We start from the raw sequence: 12,572 nt of genomic DNA on the forward strand, positions 1-12,572 counted from the left end.
GTGTGGATTTGAATACAATCTTCTTACTTTAATTTATCGGTATAGCCTTACAATTCTCTTTTTGACATCTAAATTAAGTAACCTAAGTAAAAAATGTAAAATTTAGGAGGACTAGGTGAAGAAGAAAATTGAAAAGAAACTATTTAGTTTAATGTTTGGTGAATTTTTCGCATTAATCATGTTTGCTATTCTATGGATTTTATATATTTATATTTTTGAACAATTTGAACAAGCTTTAACTTCTTGGGATAATATTTATGCTTTTGCTTTGCTCGAATTCATTCTATTACAAGGTAGTATCTATTGGTATCTTAAATGGAAAAAGGTTAAGGATAACAAAGGATACAACTTAACTCTTAGTCAAATACAGATTTTTCAGTGGTTAAAAAGATTCAACGTTATTTTAATCATGATAGGTATTATTATATTATTTACAAATAATATTAACTCACCAAGTAATTTAAATGGTTTTTATTTGTTTTTGTTTTGCTTTGCATTAATAGAATACATAAATTACTATCATATCCGACTTTCCTATCAAACTCCACAAGAAATAAAAGAGTTTTTTAAACAAAAAGGATTGAAATCATCTATTTTAGCAAAAGAATTAAAGAATAAAGATCGATGAGAAATTTTTAAATCAATGGAATTTCTATATATTTCTTATAGCAAGAGGGGAAACGAAATGACGAAAGAACATGAAAACAAAGATGTAAGTAATGAGGAAAAGAAATTTTACAAAAAGATTGTGAAAATAGTTATGATATCAACCTTGATTCTGATTTCATTAGCAGGATATGGAGTTTATTGGGCATTTTTCGATATGAATCGATTGCCAACTGGAGAATTTCTTACTGAGAAAACGTCCCCTGATGGAAAATACACCTTAAAAGCATATGTCACCAACGGAGGTGCAACAACATCATATTCTATTCGTGGTGAATTAGTTTTTAATGATAAAAGAAATCAATCTAAAAATATATATTGGAATTATAAAGAAGAAACAGCAAATATTACTTGGATCGATAATGATACTGTAGAGATTAACAAACATAAATTAGATGTACCTCATGAAAAATTTGATTTTAGAAATCAATGACTATATATTGAATGTGTAAAAAGAGGTTGGAATATAAGTATTTAAGCAATTAATAAACCCAAATGATTAGGTAAATGAATCTTTCGGGTCTTTATTTGCTGTCTTCAATGTGTTTAATTTTGCAAACCTTTTTTTGAAATAGTAGAAGTAGAGGAAGAGCTGAGACCTAAGCGAGCAGGCGATGCACAAATGAGACTCAGCTACCTCCTCATCGAACCTTGTTGTCTGAACCGCAACGAAACGGACTTGATTTTCCAGCTTAACTGATAATAGTTTTATATACTATAAATTGAAGTGATCTCCAGCAAAAAAATCTTCGGTGATTTAGTTACCTTATATCTTTCTTCGCACATTTTTTTCTACATTTATTAGGCTCTGTTAAAGGTAACGGTTGATTATTAGTAAAAGCATCATGAATTTTACCTGCATCTAAAAGTTTGTGGTTTAGTCATCAGAAAAACACACCCTAATAAATATTATTTAGTAATAGAATCCGTTCTGTAAATGGCAAAGTTACTCTTACTTTGTACAAAGACTTAAGATGAGTCTGAGCTGATAGAATTTCTGCCATAGTATGGTCATATATGATGCTACTTCTTCCAACTGGAATGCAACTCCGTTTCTTACGGAGTTTTTCAACATCTGATATTGTTAACGTATTAAATGGCGGTTTCATTATTTATTCCTCCATTCTACAAGAATCTTTTTAATTGTTTTTATTTCCTGACAGTCTTTATCAGTCAGCATCATATCACAAAAAATCTTAACCATCTCAGGCATATCGACATTTTCCTCATCAACTTGTGTTTCACTTATAATAGATAATTTTTCTTCTTTCAATTTTTTAATATAATTCGCTTGTAAAAGTAATACCATATACTGAGACTGAAGAACTTTAAGTCCTGACTTCTTTAAATCCTCAAGCATTTTATCTCTAACATCAATCAATATTTCTTCTGTCTCTTCCCCATACTTTGCTTGAAAATTAGTAAACACGGGTGCCTCTTCGTTTTTTTCTAATCCAGACAATAATTTTTGGATTAAATTCCAATCCTTAACATTCACTGCTACTTTAACAGCTCTTTCAAACACTGCTGACCTAGACATATCTTGAGATGCATCCAATTTCTTAATGAGGTATTCCTGTGTTGAATGTTTCCAGTTACTTTTGATGTTGAATAACTTATCTTTTTCCATATAAGCACATTCCTAACGTTATTTTAATAATACTAATTCAATACCGAAATAATACCATATGTCTTTTAGCTAGTCAAACTTCTCCCAAATATTATTGGTGCTTCAACAAAAAAATCATCAAAATAAAATGAGCTGAGAACATATCCCAACTCATTTTTATATACATTTTAAATCAACCTTTATCTTTAACATAGCCATTTATTATTAGTTGTATTTTGTCTTTTCAATTATTTATCCATCGAATGTAATGAAAAAATAGAATCCTCGAAGGATGCTTGTTGGTAAATAGGTGATACATACCGGTATAATAGATTCATTTTTCATCAATATCTGATTTTTAAACAAAAATATCTGTTTTTTATCTATTAAATTAAGAAGAGAAGAAGATATCATAAATTTGTAAGCGTTTTCTAAAGTTAGTGTGTGGAGGTGAGGCTTTTCTATTATGCGTTCGTTTATTTGTGAAAGGTTGTAAACGAGGTCAATTGCTGCGGGCATTTTTACCACAAATAAGGGCTAGCTAACACATCATAGGGTAAAGTGTTCTAAATTACTACCAAAGATATGAGAAGTTTCATCATTAAGGATCTTTACCTTGATTGATGAGAGAATATCTAGATCTAGTGTAAAAGAGAGTGTTGTGAAGCTATGCACCAAAGTATCAGCATATTTAATTTAATAATTAGGAGCTGATTTATCGTGGTAAAGGATCGTTCTTATCAAAAAATGGCAAAAGTAGTTTTAATAGGTAGCATTGTTTTTTCTTCCGTATTTTTACCAACAATTCCATTCTTAGATACTAACCTCAATCAAGTACAGGCTGCTACATCAAGACAAATGGAATCGTTAAACCGAGGTTTAACAGCGGTAAAAACATCCAATGGTGTATTTGTTAGCTGGCGACTACTAGCCACAGAATCAAGTAGTGTTTCATATAATCTCTATAGAAATGGTCAGAAAATAAATTCCTCACCGATTACATCAAGTACGAATTTTTTAGATACTAATGGGACATCAAGTTCAAGTTATTATGTAAAAGCTGTACTTAATAATACAGAGCAAGCTGCATCTGAAACAGTGAAAGTATGGGGAGAGAATGCTCTAAATGTTCCTATTAAAAAGCCTAATGGTGGTGTAACACCAGATGGAGTCAGTTACTCTTATAGTGCAAATGATGCAAGTGTTGGTGATTTAGATGGTGATGGTGATTATGAAATTGTCGTAAAATGGGATCCGTCAAACTCTAAGGATAACTCAAAGGATGGCTATACAGGGAATGTTTTTGTTGACGCATATGATTTAGATGGAACCCAACTTTGGCGGATAAATCTAGGCAAGAATGTACGAGCAGGTGCACACTATACCCAATTTGTTGTTTATGACTTAGATGGCAATGGAAGAGCAGAGGTCGCGATGAAAACTGCTGATGGTACAATTGATGGTCAAGGTAATGTGATAGGAAATGCAACTGCTGATTATCGCGATTCTAAGGGCAGAATTTTATCTGGATTAGAATATTTAACGATTTTTAGCGGAGGATCTGGTCGGGCATTGGAGAATATCCGCTTTAAACCAGAAAGAGGTAACGTATGTGATTGGGGCGATTGTTACGGCAATCGAGTGGATCGATTTCTTGCCGGTGTTGCGTACCTTGATGGACAAAGACCAAGTTTAATTATGTCACGTGGCTATTATGAGAAAACGATGATCACTGCCTATAATTACAGAAATGGTGATTTTACCGAATTGTGGACATTTGATAGTGATGATTACGGCAATCAAAGCTATGCAGGACAAGGAAACCATAGTCTCGCTGCAGCTGATTTAGATGGTGATGGAAGAGATGAGATTGTTTATGGTGCAATGGCGCTTGATGACAATGGTCGAGGTCTTCATACAACAGGATGGGGGCATGGAGATGCTCACCATGTAGGTGATTTAAATCCAAACTATCCAGGAATTGAGATTTTCCAGGTTCATGAAAATTCTGGCTCTCCTATAGGTATGGGAATTCGTGATGGAGATTCTGGTCAGCTTCTGTGGGGACTTCGAACAGGTCAAGATACTGGTCGAGGTGTAGCTGCTGATATCGATCCACGCTATGCAGGTACTGAACTATGGGCATCAGGTCAGGCGTTATATTCTGTTACTGGATCAAAAATCAGTAGTACAGCACCCTCCTCTATGAATTTTGCTATCTGGTGGGATGGAGATGTCAGTCGCGAGCTTCTTGATCATCATTGGAATGGCTCATCTGGTGTTGGTAAAATCTATAAATGGAATTATCAACAAAACAAGTTGGATACCCTTTTGACGGCAACAGGAACGTATTCAAATAACTGGACAAAAGGAAATCCAAGTCTACAAGCAGATTTGTTTGGTGACTGGAGAGAAGAAGTGATTTGGAGGACAGAAGATAGTAGTGCTTTACGCATTTATACAACGACTAATATAACAAATCAGCGAATTTTCACACTTATGCACGATTCTCTTTATCGTACGAGTATTGCATGGCAAAATGCTGGGTATAACCAACCACCACATACAAGTTTTTATCTGGGGAGTGGCATGAAAACTCCGGCTATGCCGAATATTTATACTCCTTAAATATGAATAATATTAATAGATGAAAACATAAATAGCTTAGTAAGTTAGTAATTTGTTGTAGTTTTTTTGAAAAACTGTGAAAATCAATCCTCCAAATATTTAACGTCTCAATTCTTTCATACTAAGAACTTGAGACGTTTTTTATCTGGGTAAGGATAAATGTGAACTTGTTACAACATATTTGATAAACTCCTAGAATCTTGAATAAAAAATAAGAAGATTATGTTAGAATGAGGAAGAAATTGTAATGTTACTTTCTTGAACGATAAGGTACTGAAATATTGATACTGTTGTTATGTTTTTTTAAAAATATATTATGAACGATATTGCTTAATGGATGGTAGGGTGTATAAATGAATTACATTTCAGGTGGTTATTATATTGTTTCACCTATAAAACGAGATGACTATATGGATAAAACCATATTACCAGAAACAATTTTATCAGCAAGTGAATGTTTGTGTGATTTTTATCCAGAGGTAAATATACTTTGGGGGGGATCAGCAAAAAATAAAAAAAGCTATGCAAAAGAGTTAAAACTATCAAAAGAAAAGTTTGTGCAAATGGAAAAATGGGTTGAGGAGAACTTTGAGCAGAAAAAAAATCAATTTCCTCAACTTTTTACTACAGTTAATTTGGCAAAAGAATTTAGCAAAATGTTTCTTAGCCATATGAATGATATTAGGATCATAGGCATTGGATTACCGGAAAATCTTGTGGAAGAATTTTTAGAAGAAGAAGAGACACTAACTAAGCCTGATAATGAACGATATGGTATTGAAACACTACTATTGAATAAGACAAAACTGGAAACAGAAGTAACATTGATAAAAGGATATGAAGTACTGGGATTTGAATTTGGGAAGTTTCATTCATATATTTGCAATAGTTTAGAAAAAGATTATAAAAAGGAATGTTCATTTTCACTGAACGAAAATGGCTTTATTTCCACACTTGATATGGCGTTAGATTGTTGCATCTATAGCAATGATGAGGAATTAGGAACTGAACCTGTTTTATGGCTCCCATGGGTTATTTGTGAATATGAATTATAAGGTTGACCAAGTGCATAAACACTTTTAAAAACGAGAAATAGTAATATAGGATTTCACTACAAAGAAAGACATATGAGTGTATGTACAAAAATGCACATAAATTTCAATACGATAAGCATAATCTACAAGAATTTCTTGAATTTCAGGAGGGAAATGACATGAAATCAAGTATAAAAGTAATGACATTTGATAAAGAAATAATGTCAACTTTTAATACGTTCAAACAACTACGTCCACATTTAAGGGAAGATGAATTTGTTGAGAAAATTAGAAGATTACAAGATAAATATCAATATAAAGTAGTGACAGTGATTGAAAATGATGAAGTTAAAGCAGTTGCTGGATATAGGGTAATTGAATCTTTAGCATGGGGAAATTATTTGTATGTAGATGATTTGATTACAGATAAATCTAGCCGTCAAAAAGGCTATGCGAACATTCTTTGGAATTGGCTAATAAATGAAGCGAAGAAATATGATTTTGAACAATTACATTTAGATTCAGGTGTTCAAAGACATGATGCACATAGATTCTACCTCAAAGGTGGGTTAGATATAACATGTCATCATTTTCAAATGGAAGTTTAATGAACAGGTCCTTTCTATTGGCAAGATCAAATTAGTTGTGCGAAATGATGTAGGTCAGTAAGAAAGCATCAAATTGAAAAAAAGTAAATTGTCTCTATGAATCTACTACCATATATGTAAACTTGTCCAATAAGTGATAAATCAATTCTAGGAAAGTAAGAAGCAACATGATGACCGTACCAGATGCTAAGCGATTTTGGTATATTAATAGTTTGGTGAAAGATGTAGAAATAATGGGATGAAAGAAGTTGTGAAGAAAGTTAACCGAGAGGAATTGAAAAGTTAAGCTATAGTGAAGGGATGACATTAGATGTTTTTCGATTTACAAGGTGAAGAAAATATGTCGCAAATTGTGGGGATTTTGTATGCTGCTGTAAAAGAAAATAGTCAAAGGCTAAAAACAATTACAAAAGGCATGGAGCAAGAAGAAGTAGATTACAAAGGGCCTAATAACAATGGAAATAGTACTGCACAGTTGATAAGACATATCATCTTTGTGGATTTAAATTGGGTTTATAGAATAAGAGGCGAACAACTTCCCAAATCCTATAATGATAAATTTGGACCTATGTTAGATCAAGACAATAACCTTCCTATGGTCAAAGGCTATAGTCTTGAGACACTTTTGTCTGAATATGATGCGGTATTAATGATGCTGAATGAAACATGTACATTATTAACAGATGATGATTTAGATGAAATTGTCACTTTTGGTCTTGAAAATGAAAAGCAATCAACTATTCGATGGGGTCTCTGGCATATGGCTGATCATAACCGCTATCATCAAGCGCATATCAATCAGCTTAGAAAATGGTATGACTTATCAACAAAAAAGCTTTGCTGAATAGGTGTGAATCCTTTTAATTTCATATTATACAGACAGATGGTTTTTATTTGATAGAGTGGAGATAAAAATGAATATCGAATTAGTAATTAAAGAATTAAAACAAAATAAAATCATACAAACCAAAATCACTAAATATGAGAAGTTAACGGGTGGTACAGTCAGTGAATTGTATCTTCTTCATGACAGTGATGAAAACAAATATGTGGTTAAAGCCAATGAACCATTTTTTCTAAAATTAGAGACAGATTTTCTCACTTGCTACAAGGATTTGAACATGATACCGAACCTTATCTTTGTTGAGCCAAACTATCAATATATTACCTATTCATATTTGTGCGGTACAACAAACAAAGCAGAAGTAAATAAACAAAACATATTACAAACACTTGTTAAAAAAGTGATAAACAACTATAAAAATGTACCAAGTGACATTGTTGGCTTTGGCTATACAGATGAATTAACATCCTCTTGGAAAGCTTTTCTATTGAATGAAATTGTTGAAACGAACAATATTTTAAAATCACACATGCTAAACGAAGAATATGATTTTGTACTTAAAGTCTGTGAAAGTTTAAATAATCACGAATCTGAAAGAAAACGTTTCTTAATACATGGTGATTGTGGAGTTCATAATTTTATTTTTAATGACAATCATTTAGTGGGTGTAATTGATCCTACTCCTATGATCGGTTATCCTCTGTATGATTTAATATATGCTTTTTGTTCCACTCCAGATGATTTAACAAAAGAAACACTAGATGCTGCCGTTAGTACTTTGACGATAAAAAGTGAAAAAACGTATCCCTATTTATACGAAGAACTGATTATTGGTTTATATCTTCGTCTTGGAGCATGTATTAAACATCATCCAAGTGACTTTGACGAATATCAAAAAGCTTGGCACTACTGGAAGAAAGTAATCAATTATTTGTAAGAGTTTGTGTATTTGCTGCTTAATTTTAAGCCATTCAAATGATTGAAATAATTATTGGGTTTAATAATTCGATTCTGATTCATTATGGAAAAACCATTTACAATAGATTCTCGATAAAAAATACGAACACCAAATGGTTATAAAACTCCAATACCAGGTCCAATTCTTGTATCTTATTATAGTAGTATACTTTTCAGCGAATATTTCAAAGCCTGTTATGATAGATGTGTGAAAGCAATAATATAAGAACTTAAAGAGAAAATGTTTGTTTTCTGGAAAATGTTCAAGAAGTAGTAAAAGAATTCCTTTTGCAAATTGTCTATTATGAACTTGTCCGATACCAGGCATGACAAATGAAAGAAGTGCAGCATGAAAATGTCTCTTCAAGTCATAACACCACCAATAGTTTTAGTTATTAGTCTGAGCAATAATGCTGTTTTATTCTTAATATTCATTTCGCTAAGAAACATTTAGTGAGTTCTTTTTAGAGAGATGGGTAACTAGTGTAATGGAATAGATCAAAACAAAAGATTTTTCAAAATAAGAAGAGGGAGAAAGAGCTGACATGAAGTTTATTGCTAAGAATGCAAAAATAATCTATATACTTTCCATTTTCCTCATGATAGTAAAGTCAGTTTCATCGATCAGCCAGGTGACTAATATTTTTTTGAATATTCTTTTCGCAACGTTTGTTATATCTGTACTTGTTATTGAGTTTAATGTAAACAAGAAGAATAAGAAGGATGTCTATTTCGAGCAAACCAATAAACAGTGATCATCTTTTTTTAAGAAATTTAGAATATGATAAATGTATATTTATGGGTTAGAGCATTTACATCGTATGTGGTGGAATGCTTTTTATTTTGAATTATATAAAAGGGATAATTTTAATGAACAATAAAATATAAATAAATTTCAATAATGTTTTATTGTGAAACGATAAATTGTGTGTTAAATTGAAATAGAAAATAAATAAATGAGGTGTATGTTATGAAACCAAGTTCAACACTTTTTTTAAAGGTGGCTGTTATTTTTATTGGTATTCCTGTACTTGCTATATGCTTATTTTTGTTGCCGCAAATAGCGTCTGAAGCAAATGAAGCTGCAAAAAGAGGATCAGATCTGGCTTTTGCGGTATATGCGATTTTAATGGTAATGTATGTTTCTGCTGTTCCATTTTACTTCGCTTTGTATCAAGCATTTATTCTTCTAACTTATATTGACAAGAACCAAGCATTCTCAGATTTATCTGTCAAAGCGTTAAAGAAAATCAAAAATTGTGCGCTGATTATCAGTGGGTTATATGTAGTAGGCATACCATTTATCTATATTTTAGCAGAGGTAGATGATGCCCCAGGACTCATCATAATTGGAATGGTGATGATTTTTGCTCCTTTGGTAGTTGCTGTCTTTGCGGCTGTCCTTCAAAAACTCTTAAAAGAAGCCATCGACATAAAAACAGAGAACGACCTAATAATTTGAGGTGATTAACTTGGCAATTATAATTAATATTGATGTAATGTTGGCTAAAAGAAAAATGAGTGTAACAGAACTATCAGAAAAAGTTGGCATCACAATGGCTAATCTTTCTATTTTAAAAAATGGAAAAGCAAAAGCGGTTCGACTAACCACTTTAGAAGCAATTTGTAAGGCATTAGATTGTCAACCAGGAGATCTTTTGGAATACAGAAGTGACAATGATATTCAGTAATTGTAGATGAAATAGGAACTCAATTTTTATTGAGTTCCTATTTACTAATCCCAATAATTAAAAATGATTTGGCCTAGCGTTCCTGGCTTCCAATAAGCAATTTGTTCCAGCTCAACAGGATTTAATTCTGATTTGTTGATCAAGTTTTGATATAACGAAATGTTAAGTTCACCCGGATCCATTACTTGATAAAAAGTAGAAAATTGTTCATCAAGAACTGTAGTGTTGATAAATGTAATGTTTCCAAATTCAACTTTTTCTGCAAAGGCTAGATAGTGATAATGTTCATTCAGCAGAATAAAAAACGTATGATCCTCCATTTGAACTTGTGCATAATAAAAATTTGTCGGATATTGAGGCTTAATGAAATTTAGTATTTTTCCATTGTGACGAGAAGCAAAGCCATAGCATAGTTGCTTGAATTGCATACCATCAACTTGTGGAAGCTTGTTTTTCTTACTATCATAAAAACCAGTTATTCCATTAGGAAGCTTCATCCTATGTTCACCTTCCATTTCACATGATAGGCTATGAAAATCAATTACTACCGTGTTTTCTCTCCTAAATCTAATATAAGGTCCACGATAATCTTTGTCACAATACTTGTTAAGAGACAAAAAATGATCATTCACTTTTATTTTCTTCAAACTACCCAAGCTTCCTCTGTTTATATATATTAATTGAGATATTTAGTATAAAACAGTTTTTCTCGTAGTGCATTCTTCTAATAGGGTTTCCCGAATCCGTGCTTTACTTAAAGTTGCATCTTTCATTACTATACCTGTTAAAATAGAAAAATAGCGAAGCAAACGGTTTTTTAATGAGAATTATCACGATGAGTACATAAGTGGAAAATAACGTTCTGAAGTTTTATCTTTACTTATAAAGTAAAAGGAGGCTAACTAATGTCTGAAATTACATTTCTAGCATCATCCAAGCCTTTTGTTATTCCTGATGAAATTCAAGAGTACAATAATCGTACTGTTTTTGATCGAATTGAAGATCTAATGTGGTTATGGGTGTACGAAGTGGATTCCGATGGATGGGGAGAATTAGTGGAAGGACTTTTTACTTTGCCTTATATATATGAAGTTTCTGGTGCTGATACTCACTTATTTTTACTGTATCTCGAAAAATATATGGAAGTAGGAGATGTGTTGGAACTTATCCATTTTCCTAATCAACATAACTTTGAGTATTATGAAAGTAGATTACTAGAACATCCAGATTCCATTTTCATTAATGTTGAAAGTTTAACATATCAAGATAAATATGGCACATATCAGTTAAGTTCTAAAAAATGGGTAGAAGAATTAAGTCATAGAAACTTTTTAAACGAATTTGGAGTCACTACAATTGTTAAGTATTAAATTAAGTATCAAATTTTCTACTTTTTGATCGATTCTTGCAACTACTATCATTAATCATTCAAGTTTAGGGGATAATCGTTCAACTTTACCTGTTAATCATTCAACTTTCAGAGATAATCGTTCAACTTTAAGGGAAAATCTTTCAACTTTCATAAAAAAACGACCATTCGACATAACGCGACAAAAACGAGTGCTGCCTGGTGGTCCCCATTCTAATTCCAACCAGGAGAAAGTGGTTTGCTGAAAAATGACATTTATGAACTTATCAATATAAACGAAGAAGCATTTCTATCTCTAAATAAGGAGTTTTCAAAATGAAGCACAGGTTTCGTGTTGGAGAAGTGGCCAAACTGTTTCAAATCTCTTCCTCGACACTTCGATATTATGATGAGATTGGTATTTTCCAACCTAAGTATACTGATCCACAAAGTAGTTATCGTTATTACACAATTGAACAATTTATCAAACTAGACACAATTATTTTCTTAAAGAAAAATGGGTTCTCAATTAAGGATATCCAGCAACAGTTAGAGAAGAGAACTCCAGAGAATACAAAAGAACTTTTGGAACGAAAGCTTAAAGAAGTTGAGAATGAAATGGAGAGGTTGAAGAGCGTTTCTGAAAAAATAGAGAGTAAAATTGCTACGATCGAAGAGGGAATGAATTTGCGCAATAACCCTTCGTTGAAGTATCGTCGATTTCCAAAACGGGCGATTTCTTTTTTATACAATGATGCACCGATCGATTTGATGAAAGAATCAGATGCCTTGTATTTAAAGGATCTTGAGAATTTATCATTAGCAGGTATTGATTATGATGGTTTTTTTACAGGTGATTTTGGAGCTATTGTGGAGATTGATAGTCTTGATCACGAAGGACCTGTGAAATACCGAGGTGTTTTTGAATTACTTCATAATAATAAGAATAAGGAAGGCTTGAAAACATCTTATTTAGATGAAGGGATATACGCTTGCTTTCCACACCGTGGACCTTATAAAACAATTAAAACGAGCTATTTTTCTATGCTTCATTTTCTTCAAAGTGATAATTATCGTGTGACTGGGGCACCGGTTGAAATAGCCATACTTGATGAGTCTGTGATTAAAGACGAAACATCTTTTATTACCTTGATTCAAATTCCAGTGGAAGAAAAGGATTGACCTTC

At 32.3% G+C, this 12,572-nt stretch carries 15 protein-coding genes; 11 read left to right on the top strand and 4 right to left on the bottom strand.

From position 1 onward, the window contains the following. Positions 1 to 115: 115 nt before the first annotated feature. The gene (locus LC076_RS20950; RefSeq protein ID WP_226671099.1) at positions 116 to 628 is read left to right on the top strand and encodes a hypothetical protein; all 513 of its coding nucleotides are present in this window, start codon (positions 116 to 118) and stop codon (positions 626 to 628) included. Between the two features lie 57 nt (positions 629 to 685). Then, on the top strand, positions 686 to 1,099 hold the full coding sequence (locus tag LC076_RS20955; protein ID WP_226671100.1) for a DUF5412 domain-containing protein: 414 nt from the start codon (positions 686 to 688) through the stop codon (positions 1,097 to 1,099). 466 nt (positions 1,100 to 1,565) lie between these two features. Here the strand turns inward: LC076_RS20955 and LC076_RS20960 are convergent, their stop codons facing one another. Further along, positions 1,566 to 1,775 carry a hypothetical protein gene (locus tag LC076_RS20960; protein WP_226671101.1) on the bottom strand — a complete coding sequence of 70 codons (210 nt, stop codon included), beginning with the start codon at positions 1,773 to 1,775 and terminating at the stop codon, positions 1,566 to 1,568. Continuing rightward, positions 1,775 to 2,296 (bottom strand): hypothetical protein, encoded by a 522-nt coding sequence (locus LC076_RS20965; RefSeq protein ID WP_226671102.1) that lies wholly within the window; start codon positions 2,294 to 2,296, stop codon positions 1,775 to 1,777. Before LC076_RS20965 ends, LC076_RS20960 begins: the two co-directional genes overlap by 1 nt. 726 nt (positions 2,297 to 3,022) lie before the next feature. Here LC076_RS20965 and LC076_RS20970 point away from each other — a divergent pair. From LC076_RS20970 to LC076_RS20990, 5 genes are all read left to right on the top strand, one after another. Next, a complete protein-coding gene (locus LC076_RS20970; protein ID WP_226671151.1) occupies positions 3,023 to 4,903 on the top strand; it encodes a rhamnogalacturonan lyase in 1,881 nt (626 codons plus the stop codon). A gap of 353 nt (positions 4,904 to 5,256) precedes the next feature. Next, positions 5,257 to 5,958, top strand: a complete 702-nt coding sequence (locus tag LC076_RS20975; RefSeq protein ID WP_226671103.1) for a hypothetical protein — start codon at positions 5,257 to 5,259, stop codon at positions 5,956 to 5,958. A 158-nt stretch (positions 5,959 to 6,116) separates the two neighbouring features. Beyond that, the gene (locus tag LC076_RS20980; protein ID WP_226671104.1) at positions 6,117 to 6,545 is read left to right on the top strand and encodes a GNAT family N-acetyltransferase; all 429 of its coding nucleotides are present in this window, start codon (positions 6,117 to 6,119) and stop codon (positions 6,543 to 6,545) included. 310 nt (positions 6,546 to 6,855) lie between these two features. Next, on the top strand, positions 6,856 to 7,389 hold the full coding sequence (locus LC076_RS20985) for a DinB family protein (RefSeq protein WP_226671105.1): 534 nt from the start codon (positions 6,856 to 6,858) through the stop codon (positions 7,387 to 7,389). A 70-nt stretch (positions 7,390 to 7,459) separates the two neighbouring features. Next, the gene (locus LC076_RS20990) at positions 7,460 to 8,326 is read left to right on the top strand and encodes a phosphotransferase (protein ID WP_226671106.1); all 867 of its coding nucleotides are present in this window, start codon (positions 7,460 to 7,462) and stop codon (positions 8,324 to 8,326) included. Positions 8,327 to 8,386: 60 nt separating this feature from the next. Here the strand turns inward: LC076_RS20990 and LC076_RS20995 are convergent, their stop codons facing one another. After that, positions 8,387 to 8,713 (bottom strand): CBO0543 family protein, encoded by a 327-nt coding sequence (locus LC076_RS20995; RefSeq protein WP_226671107.1) that lies wholly within the window; start codon positions 8,711 to 8,713, stop codon positions 8,387 to 8,389. 603 nt (positions 8,714 to 9,316) lie between these two features. Between LC076_RS20995 and LC076_RS21000 the strand changes: the two genes are divergently transcribed. Together LC076_RS21000 and LC076_RS21005 are read left to right on the top strand one after the other, a co-directional pair. Next, positions 9,317 to 9,808 carry a DUF2975 domain-containing protein gene (locus tag LC076_RS21000; RefSeq protein WP_226671108.1) on the top strand — a complete coding sequence of 164 codons (492 nt, stop codon included), beginning with the start codon at positions 9,317 to 9,319 and terminating at the stop codon, positions 9,806 to 9,808. Positions 9,809 to 9,818: 10 nt separating this feature from the next. Further along, positions 9,819 to 10,037 carry a helix-turn-helix domain-containing protein gene (locus LC076_RS21005; protein WP_226671109.1) on the top strand — a complete coding sequence of 73 codons (219 nt, stop codon included), beginning with the start codon at positions 9,819 to 9,821 and terminating at the stop codon, positions 10,035 to 10,037. A gap of 44 nt (positions 10,038 to 10,081) precedes the next feature. Here LC076_RS21005 and LC076_RS21010 read toward each other — a convergent pair whose 3' ends face one another. Continuing rightward, positions 10,082 to 10,684 (bottom strand): hypothetical protein, encoded by a 603-nt coding sequence (locus LC076_RS21010; RefSeq protein WP_226671110.1) that lies wholly within the window; start codon positions 10,682 to 10,684, stop codon positions 10,082 to 10,084. A 258-nt stretch (positions 10,685 to 10,942) separates the two neighbouring features. Between LC076_RS21010 and LC076_RS21015 the strand changes: the two genes are divergently transcribed. Both LC076_RS21015 and LC076_RS21020 read left to right on the top strand, forming a co-directional pair. Next, positions 10,943 to 11,407, top strand: coding sequence for a hypothetical protein (locus LC076_RS21015; RefSeq protein WP_226671111.1), 465 nt, complete (start codon positions 10,943 to 10,945; stop codon positions 11,405 to 11,407). 314 nt (positions 11,408 to 11,721) lie between these two features. Beyond that, positions 11,722 to 12,567 carry a MerR family transcriptional regulator gene (locus LC076_RS21020; protein ID WP_226671112.1) on the top strand — a complete coding sequence of 282 codons (846 nt, stop codon included), beginning with the start codon at positions 11,722 to 11,724 and terminating at the stop codon, positions 12,565 to 12,567. Positions 12,568 to 12,572: the final 5 nt, after the last annotated feature.

The organism is Metabacillus litoralis (assembly GCF_020524045.1).
GTDB lineage: Bacteria > Bacillota > Bacilli > Bacillales > Bacillaceae > Metabacillus > Metabacillus litoralis_C.